This window comes from Phenylobacterium sp. (assembly GCF_041916435.1).
Taxonomy (GTDB): domain Bacteria; phylum Pseudomonadota; class Alphaproteobacteria; order Caulobacterales; family Caulobacteraceae; genus Phenylobacterium.
Genome location: NZ_JAYRZM010000002.1, coordinates 253,756 through 275,872, shown reverse-complemented (window position 1 = coordinate 275,872; position 22,117 = coordinate 253,756). Strand labels below are relative to the sequence as shown.

Below are 22,117 nucleotides of genomic sequence, written 5' to 3'. Positions count from 1 at the left end.
CCGCCCGTTCTTGAGAACTTCTTGAGCCCGCCGTGAGGACGCCTGCGCCGGTCGCGGCCTCTGATCCATGGCATGGGCGCGTGGGCGCCCCTGGCATGGGGGATCGCATGTACATCCTGAATGGCGACAAGAAGGTCCAGTTCAACGGCAAGACCTATGGTCTCCATAGCGTCAGCGGCAAGGTGATGGACACCAACACCCGCTCCGAGACCGAAGTGACCGGCAGCGGCGGCGGCGGCGGCGGCTTCAGCTACCAGGGCACCGGGGCCTCGAGCACCCGCGCCATCCGCATCACCTCGACGACCACCCGCTTCACCAAGATCTTCATCCTCGGCGAGGACGGCGTGGAGCACGCCGCCGAGCTGGTCGATTTCGACGTGCGCTGCCGCGCCGGCAACGGCCTGACGCTGATCTGGGCGATCAAGGAGGGCAAGGACAAGGGCCCCTACATCGCCGCCTACAACCACTCCAGCCGCGACATGGAATTCGACGAGGACGTGATCGGCCGGCTGTGCCGGCCCACCATGGTGTCGATGCTCGCCGGCTCCGCGATCGGCTTCGTGCTTCCGCTGGTCATGCACTGGGGCGGCAAGGCCTCGCCGCTCGTCGCCTTCGTGATGCTGTTCGTCGGCATGTGGGTGGGGATGCTGGTCGCGCGCATGATCGGCAAGCAGCGCGCCAAGGCCTTCATCCAGGGCCCGGACGTTAGCGGCATGCGCGCCCAGCTCGAGGCCGTGCCCGTCGCCAAGCTGACTCAGCTCACCGCCGCCTGAACCGTCGACCATCGAAGCAGGGAAGCTTGCACATGCGCACCATTCCGCTCGTCCTCGCCGCCGTCCTCGCCTCGGCAGGCGCGGCCTCGGCGGCCCCCGCCCCGCGCCTGCCCGCGGCGGTCCAGGCCTATGTCGCCGAGTTGAACAAGAGCTGCCGCGAATATGGCGGCGCGCCGACCGCCGCGCCGAACCTGGTCAAGGTCGCCGACCTCAACGGCGACGGCCTGCCCGACTACCTGGTCAATGTCGGCGCCTACAGTTGCGAAGGGGCCGCGTCCGCCATGGGCGCGGGCCAGTTCGGCGCGGACGTGGAGATCTTCGCCGGCGGCCCCGGCGGGACCGCCGCGAAAGCCTATGAGAACGCCGTCTACGACGCCGAAATCGTGACCAAGGCCGGCAAGACCGAGGTCTGGCTGATGGTCTCCGGCGAGGCCTGCGGCCAGAAGAACGCGATCAACCTGCCGTTCTCCGACTGGAAGGCTTGCAAGCGCTCGCTGGTCTGGAACGCGGCCAAGCGGCAGTTCGTCTTCGCGCCCCTGTCGATGGCCCGCCCGGTCGAGTAGGCGCGGCGGCTCACAGGTCGCTCTTGTCCTCCAGAAGATCCCAGGCGCTGAAGTCCAGGGCGTCCTCGGGATCTTCCAGGCAGGCCTCCGAGATCGTCTGCCCGCGCACCGAGACGCCGGCCTCGTGCACGCTCTCCGGATCGCCCGTCACCAGCGGGTGCCACGAGGGCAGGCCCAGTCCCTCGTGCAGGCGCCGGTAGGCGCAGCTCTTGGGCATCCATTCCAGCGCCTCGATGTTGTGCGGCGTCAGCTTGATGCAATCGGGCACGTAGCGCTTGCGCTCGGCGTAGTTGCTGCACCGGCAGGTGTCCGGATCGAACAGGCGGCAATGCACCCGCGTGGGGATCACCTCGCCGGTCTCCTCGTCCTCGAACCGGATCAGGCAGCAGAGCCCGCATCCGTCGCAGAGGCTCTCCCACTCGCGCACGGTCATCTGCTCGAGGCGCTTGGTCTCCCAGAAAGGTCTCGTCGGCATGGCCCGCGCGTCCTAAACCCAATCGCTCCGCGTCGCCACAACCCACGCACTTGACCGAACCGCCCAGACCAAGCGCCCGTCCGTTCGGCCGGGCCAAGCCCCGCACCGCGCCGCCGGCGCCGGCCCGCGCCGCGCCCCGGACCGTGCGGCTGCGCGCGGCCCTGGGGGCGGGCGCAGCCGTGCTGGTCGTCCTGGCGCTCGGCTTTTCCCTGGCGATCTGGCTGGCCTACCTGCGCGACACCCCCAGGCTGCCGCCCCGCGAGGCGCTCTACGCGGCCGGGCGCGCCCCGGCGATCAAGTTCCTCGACCGCGCCGGCCAGGTGATCGCCGCGCGAGGGCCGCGCTACGGCGAGCGGGTGCGCCTGGCCGACCTGCCCGAGGCGGTTCCCCTCGCCTTCCTGGCGGCCGAGGACCGGCGGTTCTACCAGCACGGACCGGTGGACCTGCGCGCCATCGCCCGCGCCGCCTGGATCAACTGGCGCACGGGCCAGGTCGTCCAGGGCGGCTCGACCATCGCCCAGCAGCTCGCCAAGAGCCTGTTCCTGACCCCCGAGCAGACCCTGAAGCGCAAGCTGCAGGAGGCGGTGCTGGCCGCCCGGCTCGAGCACGTGCTCAGCAAGGACGAGGTGCTCGAGCTCTATCTCAACCGCGTCTACTTCGGCGCCGACACCTACGGGATCGACGGGGCGGCGCGGGCCTATTTCGGCAAGCCCGCCACCCGCCTCACCCTCGGCGAGGCCGCCGTCCTCGCCGCCCTGCCCAAGGCGCCCTCTCGCCTGGCGCCCACGCGCAACATGGCCGGCGCCCTGGCCCGCTCGCGCCTGATCCTGGCCGAGATGCGCCGCAACGCCTGGATCACCCCGGCGCAGGAGGCCGAGGCCCTGGCGAACCCGCCGCAGCTCTCGCCCGCCGCGCGCCAGGACATCGCCGACTTCGGCTACGCCCTGGACTACGCCACCGCCGAGGTCCTGCGCCTGGTCGGCCCCAACGCGCCGGACGTGCAGGTGCGCCTGTCCCTCGATCCGGCCCTGCAGCGCCAAGCCGCCCGCATCGTGCGCCAGACCCTGGCCGAGGACGGGCCCGCCGCCGGCGCCGGCCAGGCCGCCCTGGTGGCCCTGGGCGCGGACGGCGGCGTGCGCGCCATGGTCGGCGGAACCGACTACGACGAGACCCCCTACAACCGCGCGGTCCAGGCCCGCCGCCAGCCCGGCTCGTCCTTCAAGCCGTTCATCTACGCCGCGGCCCTGGAGAAGGGCGTGCTCCCGACCGACGTGCGCGTGGACGGGCCCGTACGCATCGGCGCCTGGTCGCCCAAGAACTACGGCGGCGGCTATCGCGGCCCGGTGACGGTGCAGACGGCCCTGGCCCGCTCGATCAACACCGTGGCGGTCAAGCTCGCCCGCGAGGCCGGCCCGAGCGCCATCGGCCAGCTCGCGCGGCGCTTCGGCTTCACCGGCCTGCCGGACAGCCCCGACCTGTCGGTGGCCCTCGGCGCCTACGAGGTCAGCGTGCTGGAGATGGCCGGCGGCTTCCAGGTGTTCCAGGACGGCGGCGGGCGCATCGCGCCCTGGATCGTCGAGGACGTGCGCACCCTGGACGGCCGGCCGCTCTACGTGCGCCCGCCCACCGCCGCCGCCCCGGCCTACGACGTCGCCCACGCCGGCCAGATGGTGCGCATGATGGAGAAGGTGATCACCTCCGGCACCGGAACCCACGCCGCCTTCGGCCGGCCGGCCGCGGGCAAGACCGGCACCAGCCAGAACTGGCGCGACGCCTGGTTCGTCGGCTTCACCCCCGACGTGGTCGCGGCCGTCTGGGTCGGCAACGACGACGACCGGCCGATGAACAAGGTCACCGGCGGCGCCCTGCCCGCCGAGATCTGGCGGCGGTTCATGATCGTCGCCCACCAGGACCTGCCGATCCGCGACTTCGACTGGATCTCGCCGGTCGCCGAACCCGGCCAGCCGGCGCCGGATCCGCGCAACGCCTTCTACGGCTCGCTGGCCGCCGAGTTCGCCCGCACGGCCTCGATGAACGCCCCGCCCGCCAGCCAGGCCGCCGCCGAATCCGCGCCCGCGCCGGCGGCCGAGGCGGCGTCGCCGCCGCGCGATCCGCCGTTCTGATTTCGCCGGGGCTTGATCGCGCCGCCCCGCCCGCTATGTCCCTCGCCCGATGAGACCTCCCATTCTCGCCCTGAAGGACGTCCGCCTGGCGGATGGGCCGCGGATGCTGTTCGACGGCGTGGACCTGGCGCTGGAGCCCAGGGCCCGCGCCTGCCTGGTCGGCCGCAACGGCGCGGGCAAGTCCACCCTCCTGCGCGTCCTGGCCGGCGAGATCGAGGCCGACGCCGGCGAGCGCACGATCACGCCCGGCGCCCGCATCGCCTTCGTGCGCCAGGAGCCCGAGATCACGGGTGAAACCCTGCTGGACCACGCCGCGGCCGGCGGCGCGGCGCGGCACGAGGCCGAGGCCGCGCTGCAGGCCTTCGGCCTGGACCCCGCCAAGCCGGCCCAGGGCCTCTCCGGCGGCGAGACCCGCCGCGCGGCGCTGGCCCGCGCCTTCGCCGAAGCGCCCGACGTCCTGCTGCTCGACGAGCCGACCAACCACCTGGACATCCTGGCCATCGAGACCCTGGAGGATCAGATCGCCGCCTGCGGCGCGGCCATGCTGATTGTCAGCCACGACCGGGCGTTCCTGGAGCGCGTCACCAACCGCTCGTTCTGGCTGGAGCACCGCCGGGTGCGCCGCCTGGACAAGGGCTTTTCCGCCTTCGATGACTGGGCCGAGCGGATCATGACCGCCGAGGCCGAAGAGGCCCGCCGGCTCGACAAGGCCATCGAGCGCGAGCAGCACTGGATGGCCCGCGGCGTCACCGCCCGGCGCGCGCGCAACGAGGGCCGCCGCCGCCGGCTGATCGACATGCGCCAAGCCAAGGCCGAGCGGCTGCGCGAGGCGCGCGGCTCGATGTCCATGGGGCTGGCCTCCTCGGGCCTGTCCGGCCAGCGGGTCGTTGAGGTGAAGCACCTCTCCAAGGCCTTCGGCGAGCGGACGATCGTCAAGGACTTCTCCACCCGCATCCTGCGCGGCGACCGGGTGGCCATCGTCGGTCCCAACGGCGCGGGCAAGACCACCCTGGTCAGGCTGCTGCTGGGCGAGCTCGAGCCCGACGCCGGCGAGGTCAAGCTCGGGGTGAACCTGGAGATCGCCTACATCGACCAGACGCGGGCCGACCTGAAACCCGACATGACCCTGAAGGACGTGCTGACGCCCCTGGGCGGCGACCAGGTGCTGGTGCGCGGCCAGCCCAAGCACGTGGCGGCCTACGCCAAGGAGTTCCTGTTCACCGACGCCCAGATCCGCCAGCCGGTGCGCAGCCTCTCCGGCGGGGAGCGCAACCGCCTGCTGCTGGCCCGAGCCCTGGCCACGCCCGCCAACCTGATGGTGCTCGACGAGCCCACCAACGACCTGGACATGGACACCCTCGACCTGTTGGAGGACCTCCTGGCCGACTATGAGGGCACGCTGATCCTGGTCAGCCACGACCGCGACTTCGTCGACCGCCTGGCCACCTCCACCATCGCCCTGAACGGCAAGGGCGACGTGGTCGAGACCCCCGGCGGCTGGCAGGACTTCGTCTCGCAGAACCCCGGCTTCTTCCGCCCGGTCATCCAGGCGCCCGCGCCCAAGCCGCGGGCCGAGCACCCCGCCGCCGCCCCGGCGTCCAAGCCCTCCAAGCTCTCCTACAAGGACCAGCGGCGCCTCGCCGAGCTCGACGCCCTGATCGCCGAGCTGCCCGGCCGGATCACCGCCCTGGAGGCCGAGCTGGCGGATCCTGCCCTCTACGCCCGCGATCCGGCCCGCTTCGAGCGCGTCAGCCAGGCGCTGGAGGCCGCCCGTACGCAATTGTCCGACGGCGAGGAGGAATGGCTGGCCCTGGAGGAGCGCCGCGAGGCCCTCGAAGCCGGCCGTTGACCGGCGTTCGGCGAGGCGCCACGCGCGGACGCGTTTCCTGTGGATAACCTTATCGGCTGAATTTCCTGGGGGTTTTCGCCGGCGTCCCCAAGCGGTCCACAGGCCGTCCACCGCGATCCGCCGGTTCGCGCACATGGCGGCTAAGCTGGGCGCTTGCTTCATAGACGGCTGGGGAGCAACGTCAAGGGGCCGAGAGGAACTGCGGCGCCCACGGGCCGGGAAACTGGCTCCCTGGAGTGGCCGCAAGCGGTTCGGTGGAGTTGGAAGCTGGGGCGACCCAGGGACCTTCCTCCAACGGACACCGGGGAACGACGGAAACCAGCGGGGCTTCCCGCAATCGAAGTCGCCCTCGACCTTTCCGGCGCAGATCCCCCCAACGGATCTGGATGAGAGGGCGACGCTCCGGGCGACCGAGGCGCCGCCCTCTTGCTATGGGCGGGATCGCCGCCGGGGCGCCGGGCCGCGCCATTAACGAAAATCTTCCATTGCTTAGGTTATTCCGCGACATCGTTCGGAGTAGCCATGGCGCAGTCCAATCGCTCGACAGTCGGCCGCCGGCTCGCCATCGCCGCCGCCCTGACCATCGCATCCGTCGTCAGCGCCAAGGTCGGCGTAGCTCTGAACGTGGAGGCGGACGGCGCCTCGCCGATCTGGGCGGCCAACGCCTTCATGGTGGCGGCCATGCTGCTGCTGCCGCGGGCCTGGGCGCTGGCCACGGTGGTCGCCTGCGTCGCCGGCCAGATCGGGCTGGACGTGGTCGATCACGGCAATCCCGTGCTCAGCGTGGCGCTGGCCCTGGTGAACCTGGGCGAGGCCCTCGTCACCGCCGTGCTCGCGCGCAAGGTCTGCGGCCAGACCGTGCGCCTGACCAACTTCGCGCGCGTGGCGCGGCTGCTGGCCTTCGCCATCCTGCCGGCCTCGATAGTCTCGGCGACGGAGGCGGCGGTCATCGAACGGGTGGTGATCGACCGGCCCTTCATGATGACCTTCCCGTCGTGGTTCCTCTCCGACCTGCTGGGCATGGCCCTGGTGCTGCCCGCCCTGCTGCTGGCCCGCAACACCTCCCAGGCCTTCCGCCGGCCGCTCTGGGAGCATGCGCTGATCTATCTTGCCCTGGCCCTGGTCACGGCGGCCGCCTTCAGCGTCAAGGGCCTGCCCCTGCACTTCCTGCTGTTCCCCGCCACCCTGGTGGCCGCGTTCCGGCTGGGCCCGCGCGGCTCCGGCTACGCCATGCTGATGATGACGTTCCTGACGGTCGCCTTCGTCGCGCTCTCGCCGGGCGAAGGCTTCAACCCGGCCTGGACTATCGCCCAGCGCATGCGGGTGGGCCAGCTCCTGATCGGCACCATCTTCCTGACCTCGCTCGCCACCGCCATGGCCCTGAGCGACCAGGCCCGCCTCAAGCGCCTGTGGGTCAACCGCAGCGCCCTGGCGCGCAAGGCGCAGATGCGCGCCACTGCGGCCGGTCGCGCCAAGGCCGAGTTCCTGGCGACCATGAGCCACGAGATCCGCACGCCGATGAACAGCATCCTGGGCTTCACCGAGGTGCTCCTGCGGCGCGGCGACCTGCCCGTCGAGGCGCGCGCCCAGCTCACCCTGATCGACCAGGCCGGCGCCTCGCTGCTGACCGTGGTCAACGACATCCTCGACTTCTCCAAGATGGAGGCCGGCGAGATCGACCTGCAGCCCCAGCCCTGCATCCCGCGCGAGGCGGCCCGCGCGGCGCTGGCGATCGTCGCCGACTCCGCCCGCGCCAAGGGGCTGGCCCTGGAGCTGGAGATCCACGGCGACGCTGACCGGGCCGTGCTGTTCGACGACCTGCGCGTGCGCCAGATCCTGCTCAACCTGCTCTCCAACGCGGTCAAGTTCACCAACGTCGGCGAGGTGCGCCTGAGGCTCGAGGTGCTGGAGGGCGCGAGCCGCCTCGCCTTCTCGGTGATCGACACCGGCGTCGGCGTCGCCCCCGACAAGCTCGACCGGCTGTTCAAGCGCTTCTCCCAGGCCGACAGCTCGGTCAGCCGCGCCTATGGCGGCACCGGCCTGGGCCTGGCGATCTGCAAGGGCCTGACCGAGCGCATGGGCGGCCAGATCGGCGTGTCCAGCGCGCCCGGCGCCGGCTCGCGCTTCTGGTTCGAGATTCCGGCGCCGGCGGCCGAGGCCGCCGTCCAGGACGCCGCCGACGTCGCGCCGGACGAGACCGGCGGCCTGCGCGTGCTGCTGGTCGACGACCATCCGATGAACCGCGAGCTGGGCGCCACCATCCTGGCGATCCTGGGCTGCGAGACCTTCCTGGCCGAGAGCGGCGAAGAGGCCATCGAGGCGGCCCAGGCGGCCGAATTCGACGTGATCCTGATGGACCTGCACATGCCGCACATGGACGGCTGGCAGGCCGCCCGCGCGATCCGCGCCCTGGGCGGCGAGGCGGCGCTGACGCCGATCATCGCCCTGTCCGCCGACGTGATGCCCGAGACGGCCGAGCAGTGCCGGCGCGCCGGCATGGTCGACGTGGCCGCCAAGCCGATCAAGATCGAGGCGCTGCACGCCATCCTGTCGCGCTGGGCCGGCCGCGGCGCCGACGGCGGACGGCGAGCGGCCTGACCGGCGCGAATTGACGCTCCCACCTGGGCCGATTGCATTCTAGGGTTCGGCCCGTTCGAGTCCGGGAGCCCGCATGAAAGCCCTTCGTCCCCTAGCCCTCGCGCTGGCCATGCTGGTCGCCGCCTGTTCGCCGGCCAAGAAGGAAGCCGCGCCGCAGCCGGCGCGCACCACCATCCGCTTCGCCACCGACTGGCGCGCCCAGGCCGAGCAGGGCGGCTTCTATCAGGCGCTGGCCACGGGCGAGTACGCCAAGCGCGGGCTGGACGTGCAGATCGTCCAGGGCGGCCCCGGCGTGAACGTGCCCCAGCTCATCGCCTCCGGCGCGGTGGAGATGGGCATGGGCTCCAACAGCTTCATCGTCATGAACCTGGCCCAGGAAGGCGTGCCGGTGAAGGCCGTCGCCGCCGAGTTCCAGAAGGACCCGCAGGTGCTGATCGCCCACCCGGTCAAGGAGATCAATTCGATCGCCGACCTGAAGGGCCACCCGATCCTGCTCTCCGACGCCTCGGTCACCGCCTTCTGGGTGTGGCTGAAGGCCAAGTACGGCTTCACCGACAGTCAGATCCGCAAGTACACCTTCAATTCGGCGCCGTTCCTGGCCGACAAGCGCGTGGCCCAGCAGGGCTACGTCACCTCCGAGCCCTACACCATCGAGAAGGAGGCGCACTTCACGCCCAAGGTCTTCCTGCTGGCCGACGAGGGCTACCCCGGCTACGCCACCATGATCCTGGCGCCCGACAGCCTGATCCAGAAGAACCCGGCGGCGGTGAAGGCCTTCGTCGAGGCCACGGCCGCGGGCTGGAAGTCCTATCTCGACGGCGACCCGTCGCCGGGGAACGCCCTGATCCGCAAGGACAATCCGGAGATGGCCCAGGATGTCCTCGACCAGGCCCGCGAGAAGCTGAAGTCTTACGCCATTGTCGATGGCGGCGACGCCATCAAGGGCGGGATCGGCGTGATGACCGACGCGCGCTGGACCGAATTCGCCGACATGGCCAAGAGCCAGGGGGTCTATCCCAAGACCCTGGACCCGAAGAGCGCCTACACCCTCCAGTTCGTGGGCCAGGCGGCCCAGTGAGCGTCGCCTCGCTCGACGCCGTCGAGGTCGACTATCCCGGGCGCGGCCGCGCGCTGGGCCCGTTCAGCCTGGCCCTGGCGCCGGGCGAGATCGTCTCGCTGGTGGGCCCCAGCGGCTGCGGCAAGTCCACCGCCCTTCGCCTGCTCGCCGGGCTGGAGGCGCCCGCGCGCGGCGGCGTCCGCCGCACCCCCGGCCGCGGCGAGACCTCGGTGGTGTTCCAGGCGCCGACGCTCGCGCCCTGGCTGTCGGCCGCCGCCAACGCCGCCCTGCCGCTGGAGCTGGCCGGAACCCCCAAGGCCGAGGCCCGCGCCCGCGCGGTCCAGGCCCTGTCCCGCGTCGGCCTTTCCGGGCACGAGGCCGCCCGCCCCGCCCAGCTTTCCGGCGGCATGGCCATGCGCGTCTCCCTGGCCCGCGCCCTGGTCACCCAGCCGCGCCTGCTCTTGCTGGACGAGCCGTTCGCCGCCCTCGACGAGATCACCCGCCGCGCCCTCGCCGACGACGTGCTGGCGCTGTGGGCGGACAGCCGCCCGGCCATCGTCTTCGTCACCCACAACGTGGAGGAGGCGGTCTACATGGCCTCGCGCGTGGTGGTGATGACCCGCGGCCCCGGCCTCATGGCCGGCGACATCCCGGTCGAAGGTCCCCTGCCCCGCCCGCACGGCTATCGCGCCAGCGAGCCGTTCCGCCGCACGGTGGAGATCGTCTCCAACACCCTGGAGAGCGCCATGGAGCCGGCCGCGTGAAGCGCCTGGCCGCCATCGCCGCGCCCCTCGTGCTGGTGGCGCTCCTGCTGGCCGTCTGGGAGGCCGCCTGCCGCCTGCTGCAGGTGCCGGCCTATTTCCTGCCGGCGCCCTCGGCCATCGCCGTCGCCCTGGCGGCGGACGCGCCGGGCCTGATCGCCTCGGCCTGGAACACGCTCGCCATGGCGCTCGCCGCCCTCGTCGTCGCCAGCCTGTCGGCCCAGGCGCTGGCGCTCGGCGTCGCCCTAAGCCCCGCCGCCGAGCGGGCCGTGCGCCCCCTCGCCGTGGTGCTGCAGGTCACCCCCGTGGTGGCCATCGCGCCCCTGGTGGTGATCTGGGCCGGGATCGACCATCCCCAGCGCGCGATTATCGCCCTGGCGGCGGTGGTCGCCTTCTTCCCGATCTTCTCGGGCGCGCTCACCGGCCTGAAGGCGGCCGACCCGGACCTGGAGCGGCTGTTCGACCTCTATGGCGCGACCCGCGTGCAGCGGCTGACGCGCCTTCGGTTGCCCTCGGCCGTGCCGTTCCTCCTGGAGGGACACAAGGTCGCAGCCGGCCTGGCGGTGATCGGCGCGGTGGTGGCCGAGTTCGTCGCCGGCTCCGGCGGCGCCCAGGGCCTGGCCTGGCGGATTCTCGAGGCTGGCAACCGTTTGCAGACCGCGCGCATGTTCGCCGCCCTGGTGGTGCTGGGGGTGCTGGGCGCGGGGCTGAACGCCGGGCTCGACCGTCTGGAGAAGGCCGGCCTTCGCTGGTGGCGCGGGCGTTAGCGGGCGATTAAGCGCCGCCATGTAACGCTCCCCCATGATGCGTATGGGGCTTGCATTGATAACCTGCCTGGCGTGCGCCACGAGCGCCGCGGCCCAGACCGCGCCCGACCGCTACGGGCCGGTGCGCACGCCTGCGCGCGCGCCGGCGCAAGCCCCCATGCTCACGGCCTCGGCGGCCGACACCCTGACCTACGGCTCGCGCATGCTGAGCTGGGCCAGCAAGGTGGAGCCGGCGCCCGCCGCCGCGCCGGCGCCCGTTTCCGCCCCACTCGCCGCGCCCGCGCCGCAGCGCCCCGCCGCGACCGACCCGCGCGCCTACACCCTGGGCGAGATCGAACCGGCCCCGCGTCCCGCGCCCGCCCGCCAGGCGCCTGTCCCCGCCAGTCTCTACGACAGCCCCGCGCCGGCCCCGGCCGCCCCGGTCCAGGCGGCGCGGCCCGAGCCCGCCTCCGCCGCCCCGGTCGCGGCCGCCCAGGTCCAGCCCGCCCAACCGGCGGCGGCGCCCGTCCGCGTGGCCGCGGCCTCGCCCATGGCCGGCGCCGGCGGCGGCGTGCCCGTTCGTTTCTATTCGGTGGCTCGCGAGTACGGCCTCACGCCCGATCCGCTGCCGCCCACGCCCAAGGGCGACCACTATGTGCTGATCGGCCCGTCCGACGAGGCCACGGCGCCCGATTCCGATTCCAACTCGGCGAAAGACGCCGACCAGCGGGCCGACGCAACGGACCGTCTGTTCTGAGATGACAGGCATGGAACGCAGCAAGCTTCACGACCTGATCGAACTCGCCCAGGAGCCGTCCAGCGAGCGCCGCCGCGAACTGCTGCGCGGGGTCACGGATCTGTTCTTCGCCAACGACGAGAAGCCCAGCGGCGTCGAGATGCAGCTCTACGACGACGTGATGAGCCAGCTCGCCGGCGAGATGGAGGAGGCCGTCCGCGCCGAGCTCGCCGAGCGCCTGGCCGCCTCGGACGCCGCGCCCCAGGGCCTGCTGCGCGACCTGGCCCGCGACGCCTCGATCGCCGTGGCCAAGCCGGTGCTGACCTCGTCCAAGGCGCTCTCCGAGGACGACCTGATCATCGTGGCCCGCACCCGCGGCCAGGAGCACCTGCGCGCCATCTCCCAGCGCCCGACCGTGTCGGAGGCCCTGTCCGAGGCCATCGTCGAGCGCGGCGACAACCAGACGCTGAACCTGCTCCTGCGCAACGAAGGCGCGGCCATGTCGCGCGAGACGCAGGAAGCCGTCGTCGACCGCGCCGCCGAAGACCCCGACCTGCACGAGGCGGTGATCGGCCGCCAGAGCCTGCCCATCGACCTGCTCAACGAGATGTACTTCCAGGTCGAGGCTCAGCTTCGCGACAAGATCCTCAAGCGCAACAGCGAGGTCGATCCGGCCGAGCTGGACGCGGCGCTGGCCGCCGGCCGCAAGAAGATGGCCGCCCGCGACGGCGCCCTGCCGGCCGACTACGCCCAGGCCGAGAAGGAGGTGCGCCTGCTGCGCGCCAAGCGGGCGATCACGCCGGCCGTGCTCGCCGCCTTCCTGCGCAACCGCGAGACCACCAAGTTCCTGGTGGCCCTGGCCGAGCTGGCCGACATCGACTTCCACACCGCTCGGCGCATCCTGGAGCGGCGCGAGCTCGACGCCCTGTCGATCGTCTGCAAGGCGGCCGGCTTCGACCGCTCGCTCTACCTGACGTTCGCCGTGCTGATCCTGGACCGCGACGTCAACGCGATGGCCCGCGCCCGCGAGTATGGCGACCTCTACGAGGCCCTGCCCATGGAAGCCGCCCAGCGCACCATCCGCTTCTGGCGCCTGCGCCGTCAGTCGGGCGCGGCGGCGGCCTAGTCGGCGGGCGGCGCGCCGGCGTCGTAGCGCAGCGGAACCCGCACCACCGCGCCGATCACCGGCAGGCCCTCGGCCGACCAGGCGTTCAGCCTGAAGCGGCCGCTGAGCTTGAGAGCGGCGTCGCCGAAGCCCAGGCCGGCGGGCTCCTCGCTCTCCACCGCGCAGCCTTCCAGCGCCCCGCCCGCGCCGGCCGTGCAGCGCAGCACCACACGCGCCACGCCCACGCCGGCCTGCATGGCCGCGGCGGGAAAGCCGGCCCGGAACGCCTCGACGTCCGGCAGCGCCACCCAGGTCGCCTTGCCGGTGGGCCGCTTGGCCGGATCGAGCATGTCCGGCGTGAAGCTGAACGGGATTTCGGTGTAGGCGCCGCTGATCGAGCCGCCGTCCGAGCCTTCGGCCGGTCCCTGGAACAGGCCCGCCAGGCTTTGCGCGGCGCTGGCGAAGCCCAGGCCCTTGGGGGCCTCGTCGATCGTCCGGCAGCCCTTGATCCAGCCGTCGTCGCCGAAACGGCACTTCAGCCTCGCACGCCCGCCGAGCCCGGCCTTGGCGGCCCTCGGCGGATAGGCCGCGACCACCTGGTCGTAGGCGGGCGCCGCGCGCCAGGGAATGTTCGACAGCACCGCGTTGCGATCCGCGGCCCGCGCGGCCATCGGCGTCGCGATCAGGCCCAGCGCCAGGACCGCCGCGGCGAACCCCTTCATCGGATCGGCTGCTTGCATGGACGCGCAGCCTCGCACGGGCGCGCCGGGATCGGAAGAACGGCCTTCCCGGCTCAGACGGCGGTGCGCGGCGTCGGCATTGCGCCGCGCAGGCGCTCAAGCCCTTCGATGGCGATCAGGCTGAAGGAGCGTAGGCCTTCCTCGGCGAAGATGTCGAAGGCCGCGGTCAGGGCCACGGCGGCGGCGGCGCGCTCGCCCCGGTCCTTGCCGGTGATCTCCACCCGCGCCTCGTAGACCCGCGCCAGGTTCACCTGGGCCAGCGCCCATCCCACCGGGTCGTGGCGGGCGCGCAGGCTGGCCAGCTCCATCTTGAACGCCGCCTCGGCCGCGTCGAGCACGCCCAGATCGCCGGTGAGCTCGGCCGAGCGCGCCAGGCAAAGCGCGCGGTTGCTGGCCGCCATCGCGCGCAGCGACAGGGACGGGGCGGACTTGAACACGTGTCCGGCGCGGTCGTAGCAGGTGACCGCCTGCTCATAGGCCCGCTCGCTGGCGGTGGCGTCGCCCAGCGCCTGCAGCGCCTGGGCCAGGGCCATCTGGCTCTTGGCCCAGTCGAGCGGGCTGTGGTCGCGCGAAAGCTCGTCGATCACCCCGGCGATGGTCTGCACGCCGTCGGCGATCGCCTCGACCTCGCCGGTGGTTTCGCCCAGGAGGGCCAGGATCTGGCCGCGCAGCACCGTCACCCGAGCGCAGGTGAGCGGCTCGTAGGTTTCGTCCAGGCTGTCCAGCGCCGCGCCGGCCTCGTCCAGCGCCATTCGCAGGAGGTCGCGGTCGCGCAGCCGCGCGCCCCATCCGGCCAAAAGGTCGGCGCGGATCACCCGCGCCTCGGCCACCAGCAGCCGCGCGCCCTTGCAGCGGCGCACCAGGGCCTGCAGGGCGATGATCGGCGCGGCGAAGCGGGCGGAGACCACCCGTGCGGCCTGGGCGTCGCCCACGGCCAGGCGCCGGCGTCCCTCCACCGCGGCCAAGCCCACGTCGGCCAGGGGGGCGGCCAGTCCGCCGCGGGCGGCGGCGCGGGCCTCGCGGAAGGCGATCTCGGCCGCCGCGTTCAGTCCGTCGTCGCCGAAATGCTCGGCGCCCAGCATGGCGCAGAAGGCCTGTTCGCAACGGGCGCGGGCCCAGCCGTCGGGGCGGCGGTTGCGGTCGAAGGCGGTGGCGGCGGCCTCGGCGATGGCGGCGGCCTTGCGCAGCGGCGCCGAGTCCCCGCTGCGGCGGGCGATCTCGCGCCAGACGATGGCGGCCTCGAGAAGACGCTGGGCCTTGTCCTTGGCGCTGATGCGCCCGGCGGCGACATCGGCCGCCTTGCCTTCACTCTGCAGGAGACGCAGGTCGAGAAGCTCCAGAAGCGCGGCGTCGCCGCCGGTCAAACCGTCCTGGACCGGACGAAATCCGTCCGCTCCGAACAGCTTGCGAAGCTCTCTGCCAAACTCGAACATCAATGACCGCCCCCGAGGCCGATGGTTACCGTCCCAGCGCGGGACGTTCCGCGCTGGCTCCCCAGGGACATAGCAAAGCCGGAGCCGCCGGCTTTAACAAGTCATTAACCTTTTACTTAAAATTGATCGGCGACTGGCCCGGGACTTGCAAAGGGTTAACGCCCCTGCCTCCGAGTTGAGCTCACCGGCGCGCCGATCAACTCTGAATTGCAAATATCAGGCCAAGTTCTACTTCGCTGAGCCGGCGCCACTCGCCGGCGGCCAGGTCGGCGGGCAGCTTCAGGCCGCCGATGCGGTCGCGATGCAGGGCGCTCACGTGGTTGTCCACGGCGGCGAACATGCGCCGCACCTGGTGATAGCGCCCCTCGGTGATGGTCAGCAGGGCCGTCGTCGGCGACAGCGGCTCCAGCGCCGCCGGCGCCAGGGGCTCGGTCTCGCCCTCCAGCATCAGCTCGCCCGAGGCGAACACCGCCGCCTCGTCGCCGCGCAGAGGCCGCTCGAGCGTGGCCAGATAGCGCTTGGGCACATGGTTCCTGGGCGAGATCACCCGGTGCAGCAGCGGCCCGTCGTCGGTGATCAGCAGCAGGCCGGACGTGTCCTTGTCCAGCCGGCCGATGGTCGAGAGCCCCGGCATGCGCGCGCGCCAGCGGCTCGGCAACAGCTCGTAGACGCTGCGCCCGGCCTCCTTGTGCGAGCAGACCACGCCGAGCGGCTTGTGCATGATCAGGGTCAGCGGCGCGGGCGGGTCCACCGGCGCGCCGGCCACGCTCATCCGCTCGGGCAGGTCGGGCGTGACCGCGATCCTGGCCCCGGCGTCCTTCACCGTCGCCCCGTCCAGCACGACCTGCCCGGCCCGCACCAGGCCGGTCACCTCGCGCCGCGAGCCGTAGCCCAGGTTGGCGAGCAGCCGGTCCAGCCGGGCCGTCGGCGCCTTGCTCATCGCCGCGCCTCGTAGACCTTGAAGCCCTCCGCCTCGGCGACCAGCCTAGTCTGGGCGAAGGCCTCGCCGAGCACGGCCTCGTAGGGCAAATGCCGGTTGGCCACGAGCCAGAGGGTCCCGCCCTTGCGCAGCGCGCCGGCCGCCACGCCGATGAACGCCTGGCCCAGCGCCTTGTCCTCCCGCCCCCCGTCATGGAACGGCGGGTTCATCACCACGAAGTCCAGGCCCGAGAGGGTCTCGCCCAGGCCCCGCACGTCGGCCTGCACGATCCTGGCGCGCGGATCGTCGACGTTGCGGCGGGCGGCCTCCACGGCGCGGGCGTCCAGCTCCACCAGGGTCAGGGCGCTCACCCGCGGCGAGGCCAGCACCGCATGGGCCAGCACGCCGATCCCCGCCCCCAGGTCCGCCCCCGCCCCTTCCAGCGCCGGCAGATGCTTCACCAGGAGCGCCGTGCCCGGATCGAGCCGGTCCCAACTGAAGACGCCGGGCTGGGTCCAGAGCCCCAGCTTCGGATGCAGCCGGGGCGCGCCCTCGGCGATCGCCGCCTCCAGGCCCTGCGGCGCCTGCGGCCGGACGACCATGCAGATGCGGTGATGCCGCTTGGCGGTCTCGGCCGTTTGGCAGCCGAACGCCTCCAGCTCCTTCTTCAGCCGCGAGCCGCCCTTGTCCTTGGGCGCCAGGGCGGTGAGGCGCCCGCCAGGCTTCAGCGCCCGCAGCGCCTGGGCCAGCACATAGCGCCGCTCCACCGCGCCGGGCGGCGCCAAGAGGGTGAAGCTCTCCAGGCTCCGATCGGCGAAGCTCTCGATCGCCGCCGCGCCGGCGACCAGCGGCGAGCACTGGACCGCGCCCGCCGGCGCCAGCGCCAGCTCCGGCGGCGGCTTGCCGTAGAGGCCGTGCGTCGCCGCCGCCACGCCTACGCCCGCTCCTTGGTCCGCTCGAAGGCGACGTTGGCGTAGCGCTCGCCGACATAGCCGATCTCCCAGGCCGACTTGGCCAGGAACACGGGCTGATTGTCGATGTCGGTGGCCATCGCGGTCTTGTGCTTGTTGGCGAAGTCCTCCAGGTCGGCGCGCTCGCCGACGATCCAGCGGGCCTCGGCGTAGGGACTGGGCTCGAAGATCACCTCAAGCTGGTATTCGTTGGCCAGGCGATCGGCCATCACCTCGAACTGCAGTTGGCCCACCGCGCCGACGATGAAGTCCGAGCCGATGTCGGGCCGGAAGAGCTGGGTCACCCCCTCCTCGGCCAGGCCCTCCAGCGCCTTCTTCAGGTGCTTGGCCTTCAGCGGATCCTTCACCCGCACCCGCTGCAGGATTTCCGGGGCGAAGTTGGGCAGGCCGGCGAAGCGCAGGGCGCCGCTTTCCGACAGGCTGTCGCCCACCCGCAGCACCCCGTGGTTCGGAATGCCGATCACGTCGCCGGCGAAGGCCTCCTCGGCCAGCTCGCGGTCGGAGGCGAAGAACATGATCGGCGCGTTCACCGAAAGCTGGCGGCCGGTGTTCTGCACCTTCAGCTTCATGCCGCGCGAGAACCGGCCCGAGCAGAGCCGCAGGAAGGCGATGCGGTCGCGGTGGTTGGGGTCCATGTTCGCCTGGACCTTGAAGACGAAGCCGGACACTTCCGGATCGCCCGGCGCCACGTGGGTGGGCTCGCCGGCGCGGGTGGCCGGCACGGCCTTGGGCGGCGGGGCGTAGGCGCCCAGCCCGTCCAGCAACTGGTCCACGCCGAAGTGGCGCAGGGCCGAGCCGAAGAACACCGGCGTCATGTGCCCTTCCAGGAACGACTGGGGATCGAACGGCTTGGAGGCTTCCTGCACCAGCATGGAGCCCTCCTCCAGCTCGCCCTGCTCGTCCGGGTCCAGGTAGCTGACGACGGCGTTGCCTCTGAAAGCCACCGGCGCGGGATGGCCTTCCTCGTCGTCGGAGCTCTTCTTGGCGAACGGCAGGAACTGGTCCTTGCGCAGGTCGAGCATGCCCTTGAAGCGTCCGCCCGAGCCCGCCGGCCAGTAGAGCGGCGCCGGGTCCAGCGCCAGCTTGGCGGCGATCTCGTCCAGGAGGGCGAAGGGGTCCTGCGCCTCGCGGTCCATCTTGTTGATGAAGGTGACGATCGGGATGTCGCGCAGGCGGCACACCTCGAACAGCTTCAGGGTCTGCGGCTCGATCCCCTTGGCCGCGTCCAGCACCATCACCGCCGCGTCCGCGGCCGTCAGCGTGCGGTAGGTGTCTTCGGAGAAGTCCTCGTGGCCCGGGGTGTCCAAGAGGTTGAACATCAGCCCGTCGTGGTCGAACGTCATCACGCTGGCCGACACCGAGATGCCGCGTTCGCGCTCGATCTTCATCCAGTCCGAACGGGTGCGCCGGTTCTCGCCCCGCGCGCGCACCGCCCCGGCCGCGCGGATCGCCCCGCCGGCCAGCAGCAGGTTCTCCGTCAGCGTCGTCTTGCCCGCGTCGGGGTGGGAGATGATGGCGAAGGTGCGCCGGCGCGCGGCCTCGGCGGCGGGGGAAGTGCTCATTGGCGCGCGATACCCTGGGGCGCGCGCCGTGGCAAACGGCGAAAGCCGGTCAGGCGGCCAGACGGCGCCACACCTCGCGGTCGGCGGCCTGCAGGTCGAGCGCGCCCTTGCTCTGGCGATAGAGAAGCTGGGCCATCACGTGCGGCCCGATCGTCATGTAGCGCACGCTCACCTCGTGCGGCGCGCAGCCGAAGTCGGGGGCGACGAACAGGGCCGCGTTGATGGTCGGCGCCTTGGCCATGATCAGCGACGCCAGCCGCATGGCGCGGTCGCGGTGCGTGGCGTGCAGCAGCGGCCGCTCGGCGTAAAGCTCCTGGCCCATGCGCGTGACGTCGTTGACGCCCAGGGCGCGGAACCCCTCTGCGGTGTGTCGCGGGGCCAGATGAAGCCGATCAAGGTCCAGCACCACGTCGTTCAGCAGGAAAAGCATCGGCCGGCTACACGCTCACGTTGTTTCGGGGAACGAGCATGATCATGGCGGGTCAGGATTTCGGCCGGGTTCACGAAGGCGGTGAATCGCCGGCTAACCCTGTTCCACCGGCTCGGTCAGGAAGTGGCGGCCTTCCTTGTCGTCGATCTCGACGACCCAGACGTCGGGATCGAAGCGCGCGGCGCGCTCGATGTAGGCGTCCAGGTCCGGCTCGTCGATCGAGCCCTTAGGCTGCATCCAGACCTGCTCGCCGTCGCCGCGCGTGGCCTCGGCGTAGAGCCGGGCGCTGCCGTCGCGCCGGTCGAGCACCTTGACCAGCACCGCGCCGGCCCGCGCGTCGCCCTTGCGCACGACCACGGCGAAGCCGCCGCCCAGCTCGACCCGGCGGATCAGGGCGGCCACCCAGATGTCGGTCGACAGCATCATGCGCGGGCAGGCCTTTCGATAACCGGACGGAAACGCCGGGGTTCTAGCATCACGCCCCGGTCCTTGGACCATACGAGAAAAGACTTGAGCATGACGAGCGCCCGAACAACGGGGCCGGCGGCTCGATGGATGGGGCGATTGATCGGCGCGGCCGTCCTGGCGGCGCCCGCGCTGGCCATGGCCGGGCCGGTCGACCTGTTCTACGAGCGCACGGTGATGACCGCCGCCAACGCGCGCTGCGAGCTCTTCGAGCCGCAGGTGGCCGCGGCGCTGACGGCCGCGCGGGTCCAGGCGCACGGCGCGTCCCTGCGCAGCGGCGTCAGCGAGGAGGACCTGGACGCGGTGGCCCGGCGCGCCCGCGCCAAGGCCGACGCCGCGCCCTGCGATTCGGCCGACATCACCACCGCCGCCGAGCGGGTGAAGACCGCCTTCGCCGGCTATGCGCGGCTGCTGCGGATGGACTATCCGGGCGAAATCTCAAGCTGGCAGGCCGACCGCGGCACCGGCCGCGCCGCCCGCTGGCGCCTGGCCCAGACCGTGCCCTTCGGCTGGGACAAGATGGTGTTCGGCCTGGCCGGCCGGGCCGGCGGCGACGCCCTGATGGCGGTGGGGATCTTCGCCGACGGCCAGGAGCCCTACGCCGCGCGCCTGGTCATGCGCGACGTCTCGCGCACCACCGGCCCCTACCTCGACACCCGCGAACACGATCCCAAGCGCCGCCCGGCCCTGGCCAAGCGCCTGCCGCCCGCTGCGCTGAAGGTCTATTCCGCCGAGGCGCGCAGCTCGGCGGGGACCGACCTGTTGCCCAAGGGCGCGTCCGGCGGGTGGGCCTTCCGCTTCCCGGCCGAGGCCGCCGCCGAGATCGCCCGGCTCGACCCGCGCGAGGCGGTGGCGGTGGACTTCGTCTTCGCCGGCGACCGCGACGAAGTGCGGCGGGCCTATGTGGAAGTGGGCGACTTCGCCGCCGGCCGCGCCTTCCTGCTGATCACGCGCTAGGACGCCGCGCCCGCGCCCGCGCCCCTAGCCGACGCCGCCGCCGGGCCCGGCGCTGTCGCGCGTGACGTCCTCCACCGCCTCGGGGATCAGGACCGGCATGCGCACGGTCACCGTCGTACCTTCGCCGAGGGTGCTTTCGATGGACATGTCGCCGCCGTGGAGCTGGGCGAAGGCGCGCACCAGCGACAGGCCCAGCCCCGTGCCGGTCGCCCGCTTGCCGTAGTCGCCCGCCTGTTCGTAGGGCCGGCCGATGCGCTCCAGGTCCTCCGGGGCGATGCCGACGCCGGTGTCGGCCACCACCAGCTCCAGCGCATCGTCCCTCGGCTGCAGGGTCACGGTGACCGAGCCGTCCTTGGGCGTGAACTTCAGGGCGTTGGAGATCAGGTTCAGCGAGATCTGCTTCAGCGCGCGGCGGTCGGCGATCGCCTCGATCGGCTCGCGCGGCAGCACGCCGCGCAGGTTCACGCCCGCCCGGTCGGCCTGGCCGCGCATCAGGCGCAGCACCGCGCTCACCGCGTCCCGCGCGTCGAACTCCTCCAGGGCCAGCTCGAAGCGCTCGGCCTCGATCTTCGACATGTCGAGCACGTCGTTGATCAGCTCCAGCAGGTGCGCCCCGGACTCGTGGATCAGCTCGGCGTACTCGCCGTACTTCTCCGGCATCGGCCCGAAGAGCTGGGTGCGCATGATGTCGGAGAAGCCCATGATGGCGTTCAGCGGCGTGCGCAGCTCGTGGCTCATGTTGGCCAGGAACCGCGACTTGCCCGCGTTCTGCGCCTCGGCCTCGTCGCGCGCGGCGATCAGCTCGGCCTCGCGCACGCGCTCGGGCGCCCCGTCGCGGATGGCGGCGACGAGCTGCTTGTCGCCCACCTTGCGGATCGCGGCCACCAGCCAGGCGTCCGGCGCGCCCGCCGGGGCGAAGCACACCTCGGCGTGGCCCTGGTCCATCGCCCGGCGCAGGGCTTCCTCCACCACCGGCCGCTCGGCCGGGGCGGCCACCTGGGCCAGCGCCCGGTCGACCAGGCCGCTGGCCGCCACGCCGGGCGGCGCGTGGCCGTAGACGCCGGTCACCTGGCGACCGGCCTCCATCCAGACCAGCAGGTGCGGCTGGTCGGCCAGCAGGCTGCGCAGGCGCGCCTCGGAGGCGTCGCGGCGGCGGTCGCCGTCGGAGATGGACCGCTGCAGGGTCACCAGGCCGATCCCGAGGCCGGCCGCCGTGGTCGACAGCGACAGAAGGCCCAGCCAATAGGCGGCCGCCGCCTTGGTGGGCGAAAGCCCCAGCAGCGGCGCGGCCAGGGCGCAGACGCCCACCGCGACCAGCGAGGCGGCCGCGCCGAACGCCAGCAGGTTCACGCTCGCCATGGCCGCCGCCGCCGCGATCGGGGCCAGGCACCAGACCGCCAGGGGGCCGGCCACCCCGCCGGTCAGCAGGGCCGCGGCCGCCCCGCCCACGCTCCACACGCCGATGGCCAGGGCGCGGTCGAAGTTGTGGCGCGCCTGCATGGCCACCAGGCCATAGAGCGCCGGGATCGCCCCCACCACCAGCGCGGCGATGTCCAGCCGGGTCGCGCCCGATTCGGGAAACAGCAGCAGCCGCGCGCCGACGCCCACCGCCGCCAGCCAGCCGACATGCCACCAGAACAATTCAGGGCGGCCGCGAATGGGAAACGGCGAGGTCTTGCGCGGTCGGCCTTGGTCGGAGGTCTGGGTCAATCGATTCGAAATGAGGTCTCGTTCCGAAAGCTCGGAGCTTATCGGCGCGCCGGCGGCGGCGCGAGATCGCTCGCCCGACGCGCGACCGTCCGCCGGCGCCTCTTCCCGCGCCTCGAAACCAAATTGTAAGCGCGATCGCCCAGG

At 72.3% G+C, this 22,117-nt stretch carries 20 protein-coding genes; 11 read left to right on the top strand and 9 right to left on the bottom strand.

Annotation, left to right across the window (positions count from 1 at the left end):
• The first annotated feature begins 107 nt into the window (after positions 1-107).
• Positions 108-773: a hypothetical protein gene (locus tag ACE3TA_RS06225; RefSeq protein WP_374571630.1), complete on the top strand. Its 666-nt coding sequence runs from the start codon at positions 108-110 to the stop codon at positions 771-773.
• 32 nt (positions 774-805) lie between these two features.
• Complete coding sequence (locus ACE3TA_RS06220; protein ID WP_374571628.1) at positions 806-1,336, top strand: hypothetical protein; 531 nt, start codon at positions 806-808, stop codon at positions 1,334-1,336.
• Between the two features lie 10 nt (positions 1,337-1,346).
• Here the strand turns inward: ACE3TA_RS06220 and ACE3TA_RS06215 are convergent, their stop codons facing one another.
• Positions 1,347-1,811: a YcgN family cysteine cluster protein gene (locus ACE3TA_RS06215; RefSeq protein WP_374571626.1), complete on the bottom strand. Its 465-nt coding sequence runs from the start codon at positions 1,809-1,811 to the stop codon at positions 1,347-1,349.
• Between the two features lie 50 nt (positions 1,812-1,861).
• On the opposite strand from ACE3TA_RS06215, the gene ACE3TA_RS06210 reads away from it, so the two are divergent.
• The 8 genes from ACE3TA_RS06210 to ACE3TA_RS06175 all read left to right on the top strand — a co-directional run bounded on the left by ACE3TA_RS06210 (position 1,862) and on the right by ACE3TA_RS06175 (position 12,807).
• Complete coding sequence (locus ACE3TA_RS06210; RefSeq protein WP_374571624.1) at positions 1,862-3,934, top strand: transglycosylase domain-containing protein; 2,073 nt, start codon at positions 1,862-1,864, stop codon at positions 3,932-3,934.
• A 49-nt stretch (positions 3,935-3,983) separates the two neighbouring features.
• The gene (locus ACE3TA_RS06205; RefSeq protein WP_374571622.1) at positions 3,984-5,783 is read left to right on the top strand and encodes an ABC-F family ATP-binding cassette domain-containing protein; all 1,800 of its coding nucleotides are present in this window, start codon (positions 3,984-3,986) and stop codon (positions 5,781-5,783) included.
• Positions 5,784-6,305: 522 nt separating this feature from the next.
• Complete coding sequence (locus ACE3TA_RS06200) at positions 6,306-8,381, top strand: ATP-binding protein (RefSeq protein ID WP_374571620.1); 2,076 nt, start codon at positions 6,306-6,308, stop codon at positions 8,379-8,381.
• A 73-nt stretch (positions 8,382-8,454) separates the two neighbouring features.
• Positions 8,455-9,459: an ABC transporter substrate-binding protein gene (locus tag ACE3TA_RS06195; RefSeq protein WP_374571618.1), complete on the top strand. Its 1,005-nt coding sequence runs from the start codon at positions 8,455-8,457 to the stop codon at positions 9,457-9,459.
• Positions 9,456-10,202, top strand: coding sequence for an ABC transporter ATP-binding protein (locus tag ACE3TA_RS06190; RefSeq protein WP_374571616.1), 747 nt, complete (start codon positions 9,456-9,458; stop codon positions 10,200-10,202). Before ACE3TA_RS06195 ends, ACE3TA_RS06190 begins: the two co-directional genes overlap by 4 nt.
• Positions 10,203-10,207: 5 nt before the next feature.
• The gene (locus ACE3TA_RS06185; RefSeq protein WP_374572392.1) at positions 10,208-10,966 is read left to right on the top strand and encodes an ABC transporter permease; all 759 of its coding nucleotides are present in this window, start codon (positions 10,208-10,210) and stop codon (positions 10,964-10,966) included.
• Between the two features lie 34 nt (positions 10,967-11,000).
• Positions 11,001-11,702 (top strand): hypothetical protein, encoded by a 702-nt coding sequence (locus tag ACE3TA_RS06180; RefSeq protein WP_374571614.1) that lies wholly within the window; start codon positions 11,001-11,003, stop codon positions 11,700-11,702.
• 10 nt (positions 11,703-11,712) lie between these two features.
• Positions 11,713-12,807 (top strand): DUF2336 domain-containing protein, encoded by a 1,095-nt coding sequence (locus tag ACE3TA_RS06175; protein ID WP_374571612.1) that lies wholly within the window; start codon positions 11,713-11,715, stop codon positions 12,805-12,807.
• On the opposite strand, the gene ACE3TA_RS06170 is transcribed toward ACE3TA_RS06175, so the two are convergent.
• The 7 genes from ACE3TA_RS06170 to ACE3TA_RS06140 form a co-directional block, all read right to left on the bottom strand.
• Complete coding sequence (locus ACE3TA_RS06170) at positions 12,804-13,526, bottom strand: hypothetical protein (RefSeq protein WP_374571610.1); 723 nt, start codon at positions 13,524-13,526, stop codon at positions 12,804-12,806. The genes ACE3TA_RS06175 and ACE3TA_RS06170 overlap by 4 nt on opposite strands.
• A 53-nt stretch (positions 13,527-13,579) precedes the next feature.
• Positions 13,580-14,959 (bottom strand): hypothetical protein, encoded by a 1,380-nt coding sequence (locus tag ACE3TA_RS06165; protein WP_374571608.1) that lies wholly within the window; start codon positions 14,957-14,959, stop codon positions 13,580-13,582.
• A 196-nt stretch (positions 14,960-15,155) separates the two neighbouring features.
• Entirely contained in the window at positions 15,156-15,899 is a 744-nt protein-coding gene (locus tag ACE3TA_RS06160; protein WP_374571606.1) for a pseudouridine synthase, read from the bottom strand.
• A complete protein-coding gene (locus ACE3TA_RS06155) occupies positions 15,896-16,810 on the bottom strand; it encodes a class I SAM-dependent methyltransferase (RefSeq protein WP_374571604.1) in 915 nt (304 codons plus the stop codon). Before ACE3TA_RS06155 ends, ACE3TA_RS06160 begins: the two co-directional genes overlap by 4 nt.
• A gap of 2 nt (positions 16,811-16,812) precedes the next feature.
• Positions 16,813-18,411: a peptide chain release factor 3 gene (locus ACE3TA_RS06150; RefSeq protein WP_374571603.1), complete on the bottom strand. Its 1,599-nt coding sequence runs from the start codon at positions 18,409-18,411 to the stop codon at positions 16,813-16,815.
• Between the two features lie 49 nt (positions 18,412-18,460).
• Positions 18,461-18,841 carry a hypothetical protein gene (locus ACE3TA_RS06145; protein WP_374571601.1) on the bottom strand — a complete coding sequence of 127 codons (381 nt, stop codon included), beginning with the start codon at positions 18,839-18,841 and terminating at the stop codon, positions 18,461-18,463.
• A 93-nt stretch (positions 18,842-18,934) separates the two neighbouring features.
• Entirely contained in the window at positions 18,935-19,267 is a 333-nt protein-coding gene (locus ACE3TA_RS06140) for a DUF1491 family protein (protein WP_374571599.1), read from the bottom strand.
• Positions 19,268-19,396: 129 nt separating this feature from the next.
• Here ACE3TA_RS06140 and ACE3TA_RS06135 point away from each other — a divergent pair, with 129 nt between their 5' ends.
• A complete protein-coding gene (locus tag ACE3TA_RS06135) occupies positions 19,397-20,263 on the top strand; it encodes a hypothetical protein (protein ID WP_374571597.1) in 867 nt (288 codons plus the stop codon).
• A gap of 24 nt (positions 20,264-20,287) precedes the next feature.
• Here the strand turns inward: ACE3TA_RS06135 and ACE3TA_RS06130 are convergent, their stop codons facing one another.
• A complete protein-coding gene (locus ACE3TA_RS06130) occupies positions 20,288-21,904 on the bottom strand; it encodes a sensor histidine kinase (RefSeq protein WP_374571595.1) in 1,617 nt (538 codons plus the stop codon).
• Positions 21,905-22,117 lie beyond the last annotated feature (213 nt).